This is a genomic window from Polynucleobacter sp. UB-Piko-W3, assembly GCF_018881635.1.
In the GTDB taxonomy this organism is placed as follows: Bacteria; Pseudomonadota; Gammaproteobacteria; order Burkholderiales; family Burkholderiaceae; genus Polynucleobacter.
This window is the reverse complement of the sequence record NZ_JACVPY010000002.1, coordinates 1,247,925-1,262,794: the sequence shown is the minus strand read 5'-3', so window position 1 is coordinate 1,262,794 and position 14,870 is coordinate 1,247,925. Positions and strand designations below refer to the sequence as shown.

Sequence of the window (14,870 nt, the reverse complement as noted above, 5' to 3'; positions counted from 1 at the left end):
TTTAAAGGGAGTCAATATGTTTAAGCATTTTTTGGTACCAGTCGATGGCTCAGATATCAGCAAAAAATCTTTAAAGAAGGTGGCTGAACTTGCAAAAGCTGATGGCGCTGCTGTGACCTTGGTATATGTCTCCGACTCATTACCTCCTATGGTGTATTCCGATAGCACTTTAGGTTATGGAATTACCCAAAAAGATCACCAGAAAGCCTGTGATGCTTACGCAAAAGATGTGTTTAAAAAAGCTGCTACTGCTCTGGGTGCAGGCATCAAAGCAAAAACACTGCATATCTCTAATTCCACTTTATCCGAAGGCATTTTGGATGGAGCTAAAAAATCAAAAGCGGATGTGATTGTGATGGCATCACATAAGCGTACTGGCATCAAAGGTCTTTTGCTTGGTAGCGAGACACATGAGGTGATTGTGCATTCAAAATTGCCGGTATTAGTTCTCGGCTGATTGAAGATTGATTGCTTAAAGAAATAGGGTCCATGCGGACCCTATTTTTATTTCTAGATCAGCATTTTTACCAAAGTTCTATCAATTCGATTTGATAGGGCTTCCCAGCAAAAGAATTTCTCTTGTAAGCTGACCGCTTTCATTGTTTCGCATAGACCATAAATCGAGCTGAGTCTTGATTCCGTATGGATCAATATAGATACCATTTTTTCTCAGTTCAAAATGGAGATGTGGACCAGTTGATCTTCCCGTTGATCCAACATAGCCAATCTCTAAACCGCGGCGTACTTCATTGCCCACTGCAAGCTCAACGTTGTAGTTACTAAGATGCGCATAGTAGGTGTGGTAGTTGCCAGGGTGCTCCAAAATAATGAGATTACCAAAAGCACCGCTATAGCCAAGGTGAGCAACTTTACCATTGGCTACGCTAAAGATAGGGGTGCCGGTTGGCGCAGCATAATCAATGCCCATGTGGGTTCGATAGCGCTGCTTGGGTTGTTGGGTTGGGGCAGCAGATGCATTACTACTTGGGCGCTTGCTAGAAGCACGAACGCTACCAACGCCTCGTGAAATACGACGATAGCTTAGTGGATTTGTCCAAAAAGATCGCTCGAGAGATTCACCACTCCCAGTAAAGAAGCCACCAGGGATATCGTTACGATCTACCCAATAGGCACTGGCAAATACCTCTTTATTCGCTGGATCAATGATTTCAGTAGCCCAGATTTGGGCCCACCTCTCGCGATCACCAAAGTCCACAATTAAACGAACGATGCTATTGGTATTTTCTAATGAGTTATTTTCTTCCGGATAGATCTGTTTAATGAGAGAATTTAATTCCCAAACCAATTCCACTGGGAGTAGGTCGCCAACCTTACGGGGGTCGTATAAAACATCTCTCAATGGAATTCGTAGTTCAGTCAGGTTCTTAGATTCATTTTTTAAATAGTCTTGTTGAATTAAGAATCCACCAAATGCGGACGGTGTGAATGTCCATACTTCTGTTTTACTATCCTGAATCGGGCCATTCATAATGCTCAGGGAGTCAAAGCGGTTACGGCTGCCAAACGCAGCTGCATAAGGAATGCAATCACCGCGCATGCGATCAAAGAACGTTTTAGTTTGAGTTTTGAAAAATTCTGAAAACTGCCGGTTATCAATACCAACGCTGGCAGGCAAATTATCTTCGTTAAAGCTGCGTCGCAGACAACCTTGAACGATGCGGTAGTCAAGATTACTAGCGCTATCGAGATCTACTTCGTTGGGGTCTTTGCGCTGAAAGAGTGCAGGATTTAGGCTATTACTTTTTGAAGCCCCTTTTGCTGCAGTGTCTTTAAAGCCAACGGGTTTCGTATTCTGAACAATCACCTTCTTACGGGTTTGGTTAGTTTGGGCATTGGCTACAGATACAAAAGCAGGGAGCAGACCTAGAAAGGTATACCCAATCAGAAGAAGCGCTCTTTTTTGCAGGAGGGAGCGACAAGTTACTTTTTTGTTCACCATGTAATTATCTAATAATGTGAGCCAGCATACGGATAATTATGTTGTAGTGCAGCAAATTAAAGCGAGGCTTCGTATTTTCAGGGGTCGTATTTCTATCTCGCGTTGAGCATTTGATGAAATGATCACTGCTTAAGCCTCAGATCGAGCATTTAAACTATCGATACAATCATTTTTTGAAATAAGGAGTTTAGATGCCGATTATTGAATCTGTTCAGGTTACCTCAGTAGCAGTGCCCTTGGATAAAGTCACTTCATTTTCCACTCGTACCGTTTCTGAGCGGCACTATTGCCTGGTGAAGGTTCGCGGCAAGGATGGTAATGAAGGCATTGGTTTTTGTTATGTTGGCAGTGCTGGTGGTGATATTGCCAAAATTGCTGTCGAGCAGTTATTAGCTCCAAAGCTGATTGGGCAGAATAGCCATCGCAGTGAAGGCTTGTGGATGGAGATGTATAACGAATCCATTTTGCAGGGACGCACTGGCGCAGTGATGCGGGGCATCTCTATTTTGGATACAGCACTCTGGGATCTGAACGCTCGCTCTGTTGGCCTGCCATTACATCAGTATCTTGGTTCAGTAGTGGACGACCGAGTTCCTGCCTATGCAAGTGGCGGCTATTACCTTGAGGGTAAAACTCCAGCCAAGCTTGGTCAAGAAATGGAGTCTTATGTTAAGCAAGGATTTAAAGCCGTCAAGATGAAAGTGGGGCGTTTATCTCCAGCCCAAGAAGAGGCCCGAGTGAAGGCTGCTCGCAAAGCCATCGGCAATGATATTTTGCTGACTCTAGATGCCAATAATGCATGGCGTGATTTACCCACTGCGTTAGAGTATGTGCGACGTTTTGAAGCCTATAACCCCTACTGGATTGAGGAGCCATTTTCACCAGACGCGATAGATTTGCATGCAGCTCTTGCTCGCCTAACGAAGATCAATGTTGCCACTGGCGAAATGGAAGCTGGACGCTGGCGTTTTAGAGAGTTAATTGACTCAGGCGGTGCTAGGATCCTGCAATCAGATGCAGCTGTTTGTGGTGGCATTACAGAGTGGCGCAGAATCTCTGCGTATGCTGATTTAAAGGGCGTTACGGTCTGCCCTCATTGGATGCATGATTTGCATGCACCTTTAGTTGCTGCCACACCTAATGCTCGATTTGTAGAGTTTTTCTTAGATGATCAGGTGCTCAATTTCCGTAGATTAATTAATAAGCAGCTTACCTTTAAGAATGGTGACTTAATACTGCACAAAACACCAGGCTTGGGATTTGAGTTTGATGAGGCTGCAGTTAAAAAATATGCTGGTAAAGCAGCGTGGACAAAGATCGCTTAAATCCTCAATACATCAGCATTGAATTAATAAGGCCCGCATTTGCGGGCCTTATTTTTCATATCTGCACTGCTAATATTTTTGTCTAGGAAGACTTACGACTTAATTTTAAATGGGTCATCGTTTGGGTAATGAGTACTAAAGCAAACCCAATAAAGCCAATCAGATCAGCCTCACTAGATGGATAAGCCAAAGCAACTCCAGAGACGATCATGATCACACGCTCAAAGATCTTAGTTTTTTCAATAAACCACCCTTGAAGACCGCCCGCCAAACAGATGATTCCAACCACTGCAGTAAATGAGATCCAGGCAATTTGCGACCAATCTGCTTGTTCTAAGGCGCTGCTAGAGCCCATCAGGAGCAAGCTCACTCCAGACTTGTCTAGAACAAACATGAATGGCACCAGAATCGCTGGAGCAACGTATTTCCAGGTTTGTAAAGTTGTTCTATAGGGGTTGCCCTTACAAATCGCCGCTGCCGCAAATGGAGAGAGCGCTGTTGGAGGAGAAACCTCGGAGAGAACGGCGTAGTAAAAAATAAACATATGTGCAGCAAAGGCGGGCACACCTAAATTGATCAATGCCGGCGCCGCTATCACTGCACAAATAATGTATGACGCAGTGACTGGCACAGCCAGACCCACAATCCAAACAATTAAAGCGGTGAAGATCGCGGTGAGCAATAGTGAGCCACCTGCATACTGAATCACAATCGAGCTAAATTTGAGGCCAAGACCAGTTAGGGTAACGGTACCCACAATTAAGCCAGCGCCCGCACAGGTTGCGGCAATAGCCAATACTCCAGTAGATCCTGAAGCAAGTGCTTTAGTGAGATTAGAGTTGTAGAGCCCAGAAAGAATAGGCTCCTTACCCTTAAACCAGGCCCACGGAATGATGGCAGTATCTTCGCGCAACATGCTGGAGAAAGCGGATACTACGGTTGCCCAAAATACCGACATCACCGGTGAGAAACCAAACATCATGAACACCACAATCGAAATTAGCGAGAAAAAATGGAACCAGTATTTTTTCGTTAGTGACCAGGCACTTTCCGCAGATTCAAAATGAATATTCTTCATCCCATATTTACGAACATCAATCTCAACCATGACAAATAGGCCAAGGTAGAAAAGAATCGTGGGAATAGTTGCCATGAGCAACACATCTAAATAGGAAATCTTCAGAAAATCTGCAATCAAGAAAGCAGCTGCGCCCAAAACTGGTGGTGAAATAATGGCACCAAGACCACCGGCAGCTAAGAGACCGCCAGCAGCATTCTTTTCATAGCCAACTTTGTCTAACATGGGTGCGGCAACAGATCCTACCGTAACGGTAGTTGCGACCCCAGAGCCAGATGGGCCGCCCATTAAGAATGAAGACAGCACAATGGTTCTGCCAACCCCTGAGGATTTGCCACCCATTGCCGCAAAGGAGAAGTCGATAAAGAACTTGCCAGCGCCAGTAAATTGTAAGAAGGCGCCAAAGATGGTAAACAGAATAATCAGGGTTGCAGATACGTCGACTGCAGTGCCATAGATGCCTTCGAGGCTCATATACATATAACCGACCAGACGATCGAGATCATAGCCTTTATGAGTCCACGGCGCAGGCAGGTAGTTGCCTAGGAAGGCGTAAAGCAAAAAGAGAACGGTAACCGTTACTAGGACCATGCCATTGGTTCTTCTAACACTCTCTAGGATGAGCAGAATGAGACCAATGCCAACCATGATATCAGTAGGATTTGGCGCGGTGTTTCTATCCATGAAATCATCGCCGCCACTTAGGATGTAATAAGCAATAGCAACTGAGCCAATAGCAAATAAAACATCCCAAAACATCAACCTATTTTTAAAGCGAGTAGCAATGGGAAAGCTCAAAAAGACCAAAAACAAAACTAAGGCCACGTGGATTACACGCAATTGCTGTGTTGGAACTATAGAGTAGGCTGCATAGAGATGAAACAAAGACATACCAACTGCCACCAAGGTAATGAACTTCGCCAGAAGACCTTTGTAATCATTGGAGTCACCTTCTTCTTGCTTAATGAAGGCGTCTAATTTTTCTTGAGTTTCGTTGTCAATCACGTTTTGATTCATGGCCTAGCCCGTCTATATTTATATTTATGTGCCATATTAAAGCAGAAGGGGTGAGATTAACTCACCCCGCTAAAGCTTAATTAACTTTGATGCCTTTTTCTTTGAAGTACTTCAAAGCGCCAGGATGATAGGCAATCGGTGAAGCATTCGCTTTTTGGTTCTCTAACTTGATATTTCTGTACTCAGCATGTGAGCGGACTAGTTCAAGCTGATTATCAAAAATCGCCTTCACAATTTTGTATGCCTCAGCATCAGACATAGAAGCATTGACGACCAATAAGTTTGCAACTGCTGCAACATTATTGTCTTTCTCCATACCGCTATAAGTTTGTTTAGTAATTAAGGATGGAAAGTAAAGGTTGCCATATTTTTTATTCATAGCAGGAACTTCAGCAGCAGTATCAATCATCACGATTTTCATGCTCGGGCTGTTTGCCAGATCAGTAACGGCTGCAGTTGGCAAGCCGCCTACCCAGAAGAAAGCATCAATCTTGCGATCTTTTACTGCATTGACGGATTCTGCAACGCTCAAACGCTCGCGTTTTACATCCTTATCTTTATCTAGACCGGCAGCCTCAAGCAAGCGAAATGCCATGACTTCAGTGGCACTGCCTGGTGAGCCTGTACTGACGCGCTTCCCTTTTAAATCTTTCATCGTCTTAATGCCAGTGGACTCGACTGTAGCAACGTGCATGAGGTTTGGATACAGGATGAGTAAATTGCGCAAATCTATTGGCTTGTCCTTGAATTTATCTTCACCATCTTTGGCGTCTTTAGCAGCATCAGCCATTGAGAAACCAACGTAAGGTTTGCCAGTGCCAATCAGTTTTAAGTTATCAACTGAACCGCCTGTAACTTCAGCAGTTGCTGACATACCTGGGACATGCTTGGATAAGACTGAGGCTAGGCCTCCACCCATTGGGTAATAAACGCCTCCAGTACCACCGGTTGCAATGGAAAGATTCTGTGCTTGTGCACTTGCCCACAAGAAGCTGAGAGAAAGCACCATGATTTTAAGTAGTTTCATTTTGTCTCCTAATAATGTTGAATTGAATTAAAGACCCGGCATACTGAAATTAATTGCTTTGAGCTCACTTAATAATTTAGCCTGTTGATCAGCGCTCAATTGCATGAGTGGTGGGCGTACTCGCAACCACTCAGGATCTTTACTAAAGTGTGCAACAGCAGTTTTCATGCCAGCAATCATTTGGTAATGGGCAAAAACAGCGCGTACTTTGTCTAAATCTGCTTGGCGTTCATCAGCATTAGATTCTCTCCAGTGCGCCGCTACATCAGCAATTGCTTTTGGATTGACGTTTGCGGTAGCAGAAATACAGCCAACGCCACCAGCACGTAAGGTGCGCATGAGGAATGTTTCACTGCCGGCGTAGACGCGAAAGCCGGAAGGGGCTAATAGCTTAATCACAGATTCGGTATATTCCCAATCACCAGAGCTGTCTTTCATGCCTACGACAGTTTTTGGGTACTCTTTAATTAAGCGCTCTAGCAATGAAAGGCTTAAATTGATTTTGGTGACAGGCGGTATGTTGTAAATATAAATTTGCAATGCGGAGTTGCCCATTCTTTGAATCACTTCAGAAAAGTAAGCAAACAGACCATCGTCCGTAATATCTTTGTAGTAGAACGGCGGCAACATCAACACACCCGCGCATTTATGACTTAAGGCATGAGCAGTCATCCGATAGGTGCTCTCAACAGAAGTTGAGCCAGTGCCCGGCATCATATGCTCAGGGTTTAAACCGCCCTCAATCAGTGCAGTGAGCGTATTCATCTTTTGTGTAGCAGACATCGAATTTGCTTCGGAGTTCGTGCCAAAGATCGCCTGACCAACGCCATTTGCTGATAGCCATTTGCATTGCTTGAGTAATTTTTGTGCGTCTGGTGTGCTATCTGCTTTAAATGGGGTTAATACAGGAGATAACACTGCAGGCAGTGTGGATGGAATTAAAGAAATGGTCATGCTGACTCCGTTTTAAATAGACACTTCTGATGGAAGTGGTTGTTTTGCAAAAAAAGCTTCTAAATTATCTACAGCTAAATTGGTCATTGCTATCCGTGTTTCTGTGGTGGCGCTACCGATATGCGGTGTGAGTAAAACATTATCAAGGCTTAAGAAGCCCTTATTGGGGTTGGGCTCATTCTCAAAAACATCCAGGGCAGCACCAGCAATCTTTTTATGTTGCAGTGCATATAAAAGAGCCTCTTCATCTACTACACTGCCACGGGCTATGTTGATTAAAAAAGCAGTTGGACCCATTGCTTCTAGAACCTGAGCATTCACGATTTTGTCTGTATCGGGGGTGGCTGGGCAGGCCAAGAAGAGGACATCACTGTTTTGGGCTAAATCTAGGATATTGGGATAGTAGGTGCAGGCTACCTGCTTGGGGCTGGGACCACTGTAGGCAATTTCAACCTTAAAAGGCTCTAGTCGTTTGGCTAAATCCTGGCCAATACGACCCATACCCACAATGCCAACCTTCTTTCCAGCAAGAGTAGTCGCTAACTTAAATGGCGCTTTGGACCAGCCGCCGCTTTTGATAAAGGCCTCAGATTCAGGAATACGGCGAAGAAGTCCTAGCATCATTCCAATAGCCAGTTCGCAAACGGCATCATTAAGGACGCCTGGGGTGTTGCTGGCTTTAATACCGTGCTCTTTAAGGTATGTCAGAGGTAGGTTGTCGTAGCCAACCCCACAAGTGGCAACCATCCGAATGCTGGGGATTTGCTTAATTAAGGCCTCAGGTAGTTTGGTATTAGAACGCAGCAAGATAGCCTCAAACTGGCCGCCAGGCGGAGGAACTTGAAGATCTAGATGGAGGGTGGGGGTAAAGCGACGATCGATTTCTGCCTGCATTAATTCAGGGAAATGGCCGACCTGCAGCACCGAATTGACGGGAATCATGTCTCACTATGTTTTTTATTGAATAATGACCCCCATTGTATGTGGATTTTCAATGAAAAGTCTGCCCCTTTAGGAGAATATGTAATGTTGTTTACCCCAGCTGAAACCAAGGTAGTGATTGTCGGCGGCGGCACGATGGGTGCGGACGTAGCTGCAGTCTGTGCTCGAGGAGGTTGTGCTGTTCAGGTGGTGGAACCGACCACAGAGCGTCGTGCCCTATTGCCAGATTACTTTAGCAACACAATGACTGAGCTTGGCTATGAAAACCGTATTCATCTATTAAGTGTTGCAGGATCTCTTGAAGAGGTCGATTGGTCTGATATTGATCTGGTCATTGAATGTGTGCCAGAGCGCCTAGACATCAAAAAAGAACTATTTGTGAAGCTGGAAAAATATGCCAAGCCTGAAGCAGTATTGGCTAGTAACAGCACTAGCTTTCCCATTAGTGAAATTGCAGAAGGTTTAAAAACTGCGGCACGAATGATCGGCTTACATTTTTTTATGCCAGCGCATTTAGTGCCCTGTGTAGAAGTGGTTTATGGAGCAAAGACTTCTCCATTGGTGGGTGAAAGTTTGACAAGGTTGATGACTGCCTGCGGCATGGTTCCAGTAGTCGTGAAAAAAGATTTACCAGGATTTTTAGCCAATCGTTTACAGCATGCTTTATCACGCGAAGCCTTTTCAATGGTGGACGAAGGCGTTTGTAGTCTTGAGGATATCGACAAGGCAGTTCGCTTTGGTTTTGGCTTTCGCTACATTGCAGCTGGACCTGCTATGCAGCGGGATCATGCAGGGCTTGAGATCCATGCTGCTGGGGGCACGAAGATTTACCCTACTTTGAACAACTCACCTAATATTGCTAAGTGCGTGAGTGAGCGCGTAGCTAGCGGAAAGTTTGGCATGAAGACTGGAGAAGGATTTTTTTCTTGGACTGCTGAAACGATTAAAGCCGAACGTGAGCGCTATCAAGAGGCTTTGCGTGCGGGATTAAAAATTATCCAAAAAGACTTGCCGCAGATCAAATAAATACCGTTGTTTTGCCTTATCCTTAAGACATGAAGAAAATCATTCGTGTCTGGGATTTGCCCATTCGTCTCTTTCACTGGCTATTAGTACTCTGCATTATCGGTAGCATCACCAGCGTCAATCTTGGCGGCAATGCAATGCAATGGCATGCCTACTTTGGTTACAGTGTCTTGACCTTATTGATCTTCCGAATCACCTGGGGCTTCATTGGCTCTAGGCACTCACGCTTTGCATCATTCCTTCCAAGCCCTCAAAGGGTTATTGATTATCTGCAGGGCAAAGCACCACGTGTTTTAGGCCACAATCCGCTGGGCGCGCTTTCTGTTTTTGTACTACTGATATCACTAAGCACTCAAGCGATTACGGGCTTATTTGTCGATGATGAAATTGCATTTCAAGGACCTCTTGCGAAATATGTTTCTAACTCAACAGTGTCATTACTTTCAAAAGTTCATTATTGGAATCACTGGCTGATTTACACCTTAATGACTATTCACATCACCGCCATCATCTATTACAAAACATTCAAGGGTGAAGATCTAATTACACCAATGATCAGTGGCGATAAAGAAATCGACCCAAGCGAGGAAGCAAGTTACTTGCCTTCTGACTTGGGTCGTGCATCCAAGGATGGAGCCTTACAACGCGGTATGGCTCTAGTGCTCTTGAGTCTAGTTGCGGTAGTAGTAGGTTACTTGATTACTTCTTCCTAAAGTCATCATGGCAATTCTTGCAACTTGCTCCTGTAGCACCAAAGGCCTTCTTAATACTATCTAAGTCGCCTGATTGAGCAGCTTTATTCAGATCTACTGCAGCTAGTTGCATTCTCTCTGAAGCAGCTTTGAATTTAGCGCTATTTGACCAAATATCAGATTCTGCTTTTCCACCTTCAGTGCCAGGACCAAATGCTTGCCATGGCAAGGTAGACATCATTGCAACGATAGCGGCATTCTTCGCTACTTCATCTTTATTAAATGGCGCCTCACCTCTCACTACTGCGCCAATTTTTGAAAAGGAGTTACCCATCACTGTGAACGCACTCTGACGATACTTAATGGCATCTTCTGGTTTTTGGAATTGAGCAAAAGCAAAGCCTGCGCTAATCGTTAGGAGTGTTGCAGTAGTTGCTAAAAGAATCTTTTGTAATTTCATATCAAACCTCTAATAAATAGTTATGTAAGGATTACTGAATCGCTGCTTACTGAGAATTAGCATACTCCAGAATAGGGCCTTTTGTTTGACAGCCAAGCTAGAAGAGCATTTGCAGGGGGAGAGTGAGAGCGTAGAGGACTGATTTGAAGAGGGCCATCAGTGGCTCCATCCAAAGACTGCCAATGATGCCCGTAAAAACTAGGGCTAAGACAATAAAAAAGCCCCAAGGCTCCATTTTTCCTAAAGCAATCGATTGGCGTGCTGGCAGCAAGCTAGATAGAATGCGGCCACCATCTAGCGGAGGGAGCGGAAAGAGGTTAAAAACCAATAAGCCTAAATTCCACAGAATTCCTGCTTGCGCCATGGAGATTAAAAATTTTTCATCGATCCCAAAGCCTACCAAGACAATGAGTAATACTGCCCAGATGAAAGCCTGAATAAAGTTAGATCCTGGACCAGCTAAGGCCACCCAGATGGAGTCGATTCTGGGGTTGCGTAAGCGTCCAAAATTCACCGGTACCGGTTTGGCATAACCCACTAAAAAAGGTGATCCAGTCAATATCAACGCCAGTGGAATTAAGATAGTGCCTACAGGATCGATATGTTTAGCGGGATTTAAGCTAACCCTGCCCAGCATATAGGCCGTGTTATCCCCGAACTTACGAGCAGCGTAGCCATGGGCTGCTTCATGGATGGTGATAGCAAAAATCAAGGGAATCGCATTAATAGCGATAGCTTGGATAGAATAGTCAGTAATCATGGCAATATGATATCTATAGGAGCTAAAAGTGACTGACGATAAGAAAACAGACCCAAAAAACCCGGCTAAACCAGTAGTTGCCAAGCCCCCAGCCAGACCACCGGCACCCAAAGGTCCATCTGGGCCCGCTGGAAGGCCTCAGGCTGGCTTTGGCGGCGGAAAAGGCATGATGCGTAAGGCTGGCCGAGGGCGATAGTGGATAATTACCCCACTCATTAATGTATTTGCAAAGGATTTAGCGTGAACGAATGGCATAACGAATCTAAAGAAGAAATTAACAAAAAGATCATTACCTTAGTTGTCATGTTAGCCGCTGCTACCAGCCTGGCTATTTTGTTTGCCTTAGTTGCTGCTCATACTGGTTACGTATTCGGTTAACCAGTATTTATGACTAGCCATCGCCAACCTGCAGTATTTGCTGGCCATGGCAGTCCGATGTACGCTATTGAGCCCAACCGTTTTACTGCGGCATGGGCTACTCTCGGTAAATCATTAAAACGTCCAGACGCTATCTTAGTGATCTCGGCACATTGGGTCACCCGGGGTGTTTGGGTTACTGCAATGTCCAAGCCTAAAACCATTCATGACTTCGGTGGTTTTCCGCAAGAGCTCTTCGAAATTGAGTACCCAGCTCCCGGCAGTCCTGCTTTAGCAGATCGCGTGCAAGAGTTGCTCAATGTTCCCATCGTGATGGAAGAAAATGAGTGGGGCATTGATCATGGTGCCTGGTCAGTTCTTAAATATATGTATCCCAACGCTGATGTGCCTGTCGTGCAGTTGAGTCTAGATGGCTCGAAGTCTGCCCGCCAGCATTACGAGTTAGCAAAACAATTGCGCCCTTTGCGTGATGAAAATATCCTGATTCTAGCCAGTGGTAATGTGGTGCATAACTTGCGTACCATCCATTGGCAAGAGGGCGCAAAACCTTACACTTGGGCGAAGGATTTTAACGATTTCTTTGTTTCAGAAATGGGCGCCAATCATCATGAGACTTTGATTGATTGGGAAAAATACGGTGAGGCTGCTCATATGTCCATCCCTACAGCAGAGCATTACTGGCCCGCTTTATATGCCTTGGCTTTGCAAGAAGAGGATGAGCATGCGAAAGTCTACATAGACGGCATTGAGATGAGCTCCATCAGTATGCTGGGTTTTTCAATTCAATAAATACGAACTATGTGGCCATCTATTTTTGCAATTTTCTTCGGTGCAGGCTTCGGAGCTTTACTCAGAGCAGGGTTTAATTTTCTAGCTGCAGGTACGGCATCGATGATCCCCCTGGGCACCTTGTTTGCCAATTTGGTTGGCGGTTATCTAGTTGGGATTGCCATAGCCTTTTTTGGCAATAATCCCAATCTCTCTCCTGAATGGAAGTTGTTTGTGATTACCGGTTTTCTGGGTGGTTTAACCACCTTCTCTAGTTTTTCTGCAGAAGTCGTTGCGCTGATGCAGCGCGGAGAGCCTACTTGGGCGCTAGGCACAGCTTTGCTTCACTTGATCGGATCGCTAGCTCTAACCTTTTTGGGTATTCTGACTTATCAAGCTTTAAAGTAAGCGCAATCCATTTACTCTGGCTTGATGTTGGCTGTTTTAACAACGGCACTCCACTTTGCAGATTCTGATTTAACTAGTGCAGCAAAATCTGCTGGACTACCACCACCAATTTCATTTCCTTGTGAGAGCATGAGCTCCCGCAATGCCGGATCCTTTAAAGCCTCATTCGCCGCAGCATTTAATTGATCGATGATTGCTTTAGGAGTTCCTTTGGGTGCGATCAGTCCCTGCCAATTTAATACCTCCACTTTTGGATAACCAATTTCAGAAAAACTGGGAATATTTGGGAGAAGGGGGGAGCGTTTTTTGCTAGTAATGGCAATGGCTCGGATTTTGTCAGCTTTGATGCTGGGCATGGCCGAGTACATTTGGTCAAACATCATAGTGACATTACCCGCCATCAGATCAGTTAAACCTGCAGAGCCACTCTTGTAAGGAACATGAATCATCTCAATGCCTGCATTTTGCTCAAAGAGCTCAGCAGAGAGATGATGGCTGCCACCAATTCCTCCAGATGAGAAAGTGAGAGCGCCCGGTTTTGCTTTAGCCGCCGCCACAATATCTTGTACAGTTTTATAGGGCGAGCTTGGATTCACCACTAAAACTAATGGACCCTTTTCAATTAATACAATTGGAATGATGTCTGTTTCTGGGTCGTAACGTAAATTACCGAACAGCGTTTTGTTGACGGCCATTGGCGCAAAGTTGCCCATGCCAATGGTATAGCCATCAGGTGCAGCCCGAGAGATAAACTCTGTGCCGATATTGCCTCCAGCACCAGGTTTGTTATCGACGATGATGGACTGCTTTAGGATCACACTCATCTTCTGGGCGATCTGGCGACTACGGGAGTCTGCGCCTCCACCTGCGCCATAGGGCACGATAAAGTTAATCGGTTTGTTGGGGTAGTTACTTTGTGCAAAAGAGGGAGAAGAGATGATCGCCCCAAGACTGAGTGCGCAAATCAAAAGTGGTTGAATAAATCGCATGCTTATTCCCCAATCTAAATTAAATAAATCCTAAGACGCCTAAAGCCCCACCAATTGCAATGAGATACAGCGGATGCCAACGCGTCAAAAGAGTAATTGCGATTGTACCTATCGTCAGGACGTAGGCAGCCATACTGTGATTGATTTGTAGGGCAATTTCAAATGCAGAAGAGAGGACTAAGCCAATTGCAAGAGCGGCAGCAGAATATTGAATCGTTTTTTTGCTTAATGGGTTCTTCATTCTCATGATGAAGCGCTGTAAAAAGAAAATCATGATGGATGATGGCCACGATACGGCAAATGTTGCTAGTAGCGCTCCAAGAACGCCATAAATATGCCAGCCGATGAGGGTGACTGTCATAAAGTTGGGTCCCGGTGCAGCCTGAGCTATTGCAAAGTAATCAGAAAATGTCTGGACATCAATCCAATGCTCTTGATTAACGGCGAGATCAAATAAGACCGGCAATAGAGCATTGACTCCGCCAAAGGCAATGAGTGAAAAGGCCGATAGTTTTAAGAAAAGGCTAAGCAAAATACTCATAGAGCCTGCGCCTTTTTTCTTGCTAAGAATATTGCGATTGGGGCAACTAACAGAACAACGTAGCCTAAGCCAAGATGAAATACTGTAGCGGCAATAATAGTGAGTGCTACAACTAGAAACATCGCGGGGTAGCGGAACTCATCGCGCATCATCTTAAAGCCTGTTGATGCGATTAAGCCAACACCCACCGCAGAAATACCACGAAGTAGCCCCTTAACAGATTCAAGATAACTATAGTGTTCATATAAAAGGGCTAAACATAATACGATTGAAATAGGCCCTAAACATAAGCCAAGAGTTGCAGCCAATGCACCTCTTGCACCACCAAACCGAGAGCCAATACAAACAGCTAAGTTCATGATGTTTGGACCTGGAACAATTTGGCAGATTCCTAAAATGGCGCTGAATTCTTCCGAGGTCAAAATTTTGTCACGCTCAACTAAAGTCCGCCTAGCCCAAGGTAGGACACCCCCAAAACCAGACATTCCAATCTTGCTAAAGGTGATGAATAATTGTTTGGGTGTCAGTGTTTTCAAAATGAGTGT

The 14,870-nt window shown here is 44.9% G+C and carries 18 protein-coding genes; 8 read left to right on the top strand and 10 right to left on the bottom strand.

Translation table 11 applies throughout. The features are described from left to right. Nucleotides 1-16: 16 nt before the first annotated feature. Nucleotides 17-457: a universal stress protein gene (locus ICN31_RS06785; protein WP_216259841.1), complete on the top strand. Its 441-nt coding sequence runs from the start codon at nucleotides 17-19 to the stop codon at nucleotides 455-457. Nucleotides 458-538: 81 nt separating this feature from the next. Here ICN31_RS06785 and ICN31_RS06780 read toward each other — a convergent pair whose 3' ends face one another. After that, nucleotides 539-1,960: a M23 family metallopeptidase gene (locus ICN31_RS06780; protein ID WP_216259839.1), complete on the bottom strand. Its 1,422-nt coding sequence runs from the start codon at nucleotides 1,958-1,960 to the stop codon at nucleotides 539-541. Nucleotides 1,961-2,151: 191 nt separating this feature from the next. On the opposite strand from ICN31_RS06780, the gene ICN31_RS06775 reads away from it, so the two are divergent. Continuing rightward, the gene (locus ICN31_RS06775) at nucleotides 2,152-3,285 is read left to right on the top strand and encodes a mandelate racemase/muconate lactonizing enzyme family protein (protein WP_216259837.1); all 1,134 of its coding nucleotides are present in this window, start codon (nucleotides 2,152-2,154) and stop codon (nucleotides 3,283-3,285) included. 82 nt (nucleotides 3,286-3,367) lie between these two features. On the opposite strand, the gene ICN31_RS06770 is transcribed toward ICN31_RS06775, so the two are convergent. The 4 genes from ICN31_RS06770 to ICN31_RS06755 form a co-directional block, all read right to left on the bottom strand. Then, complete coding sequence (locus ICN31_RS06770) at nucleotides 3,368-5,380, bottom strand: TRAP transporter fused permease subunit (RefSeq protein ID WP_216259835.1); 2,013 nt, start codon at nucleotides 5,378-5,380, stop codon at nucleotides 3,368-3,370. Nucleotides 5,381-5,456: 76 nt separating this feature from the next. Next, on the bottom strand, nucleotides 5,457-6,407 hold the full coding sequence (locus ICN31_RS06765) for a TAXI family TRAP transporter solute-binding subunit (protein WP_216259834.1): 951 nt from the start codon (nucleotides 6,405-6,407) through the stop codon (nucleotides 5,457-5,459). Nucleotides 6,408-6,434: 27 nt separating this feature from the next. Continuing rightward, entirely contained in the window at nucleotides 6,435-7,361 is a 927-nt protein-coding gene (locus ICN31_RS06760) for a dihydrodipicolinate synthase family protein (protein ID WP_088524912.1), read from the bottom strand. Between the two features lie 12 nt (nucleotides 7,362-7,373). Next, complete coding sequence (locus ICN31_RS06755; protein ID WP_216259831.1) at nucleotides 7,374-8,303, bottom strand: 2-hydroxyacid dehydrogenase; 930 nt, start codon at nucleotides 8,301-8,303, stop codon at nucleotides 7,374-7,376. An 84-nt stretch (nucleotides 8,304-8,387) separates the two neighbouring features. On the opposite strand from ICN31_RS06755, the gene ICN31_RS06750 reads away from it, so the two are divergent. Both ICN31_RS06750 and ICN31_RS06745 read left to right on the top strand, forming a co-directional pair. Beyond that, nucleotides 8,388-9,329 carry a 3-hydroxyacyl-CoA dehydrogenase family protein gene (locus ICN31_RS06750; protein WP_216259829.1) on the top strand — a complete coding sequence of 314 codons (942 nt, stop codon included), beginning with the start codon at nucleotides 8,388-8,390 and terminating at the stop codon, nucleotides 9,327-9,329. Nucleotides 9,330-9,358: 29 nt separating this feature from the next. Beyond that, nucleotides 9,359-10,042, top strand: coding sequence for a cytochrome b/b6 domain-containing protein (locus ICN31_RS06745; protein ID WP_216259827.1), 684 nt, complete (start codon nucleotides 9,359-9,361; stop codon nucleotides 10,040-10,042). Here ICN31_RS06745 and ICN31_RS06740 read toward each other — a convergent pair. After that, complete coding sequence (locus ICN31_RS06740; protein ID WP_216259825.1) at nucleotides 10,029-10,481, bottom strand: cytochrome c; 453 nt, start codon at nucleotides 10,479-10,481, stop codon at nucleotides 10,029-10,031. The two genes, ICN31_RS06745 and ICN31_RS06740, sit on opposite strands and share 14 nt — an antisense overlap. 97 nt (nucleotides 10,482-10,578) lie before the next feature. Continuing rightward, nucleotides 10,579-11,241, bottom strand: a complete 663-nt coding sequence (locus ICN31_RS06735) for a site-2 protease family protein (protein WP_216259823.1) — start codon at nucleotides 11,239-11,241, stop codon at nucleotides 10,579-10,581. A 28-nt stretch (nucleotides 11,242-11,269) separates the two neighbouring features. On the opposite strand from ICN31_RS06735, the gene ICN31_RS06730 reads away from it, so the two are divergent. From ICN31_RS06730 to crcB, 4 genes are read left to right on the top strand one after another with little or no spacing between them, the layout of a single operon-like run. Next, entirely contained in the window at nucleotides 11,270-11,437 is a 168-nt protein-coding gene (locus ICN31_RS06730; RefSeq protein ID WP_161491176.1) for a hypothetical protein, read from the top strand. Nucleotides 11,438-11,481: 44 nt separating this feature from the next. Beyond that, nucleotides 11,482-11,619 (top strand): hypothetical protein, encoded by a 138-nt coding sequence (locus tag ICN31_RS06725; protein WP_169709848.1) that lies wholly within the window; start codon nucleotides 11,482-11,484, stop codon nucleotides 11,617-11,619. Between the two features lie 9 nt (nucleotides 11,620-11,628). After that, nucleotides 11,629-12,408 carry a 4,5-DOPA dioxygenase extradiol gene (ygiD, locus tag ICN31_RS06720; protein WP_216259821.1) on the top strand — a complete coding sequence of 260 codons (780 nt, stop codon included), beginning with the start codon at nucleotides 11,629-11,631 and terminating at the stop codon, nucleotides 12,406-12,408. Between the two features lie 9 nt (nucleotides 12,409-12,417). Continuing rightward, entirely contained in the window at nucleotides 12,418-12,795 is a 378-nt protein-coding gene (gene crcB, locus ICN31_RS06715) for a fluoride efflux transporter CrcB (RefSeq protein WP_088524906.1), read from the top strand. Nucleotides 12,796-12,806: 11 nt separating this feature from the next. Here crcB and ICN31_RS06710 read toward each other — a convergent pair whose 3' ends face one another. Genes ICN31_RS06710 through ICN31_RS06700 form a run of 3 tightly spaced genes read right to left on the bottom strand, consistent with a single transcriptional unit; the run spans nucleotide 12,807 to nucleotide 14,861 of the window. Next, entirely contained in the window at nucleotides 12,807-13,784 is a 978-nt protein-coding gene (locus ICN31_RS06710; protein ID WP_216259819.1) for a tripartite tricarboxylate transporter substrate binding protein, read from the bottom strand. Between the two features lie 19 nt (nucleotides 13,785-13,803). Further along, on the bottom strand, nucleotides 13,804-14,325 hold the full coding sequence (locus tag ICN31_RS06705; protein WP_216259810.1) for a chromate transporter: 522 nt from the start codon (nucleotides 14,323-14,325) through the stop codon (nucleotides 13,804-13,806). Further along, nucleotides 14,322-14,861, bottom strand: coding sequence for a chromate transporter (locus ICN31_RS06700; RefSeq protein WP_216259807.1), 540 nt, complete (start codon nucleotides 14,859-14,861; stop codon nucleotides 14,322-14,324). Before ICN31_RS06700 ends, ICN31_RS06705 begins: the two co-directional genes overlap by 4 nt. Between the last annotated feature and the right edge of the window lie 9 nt (nucleotides 14,862-14,870).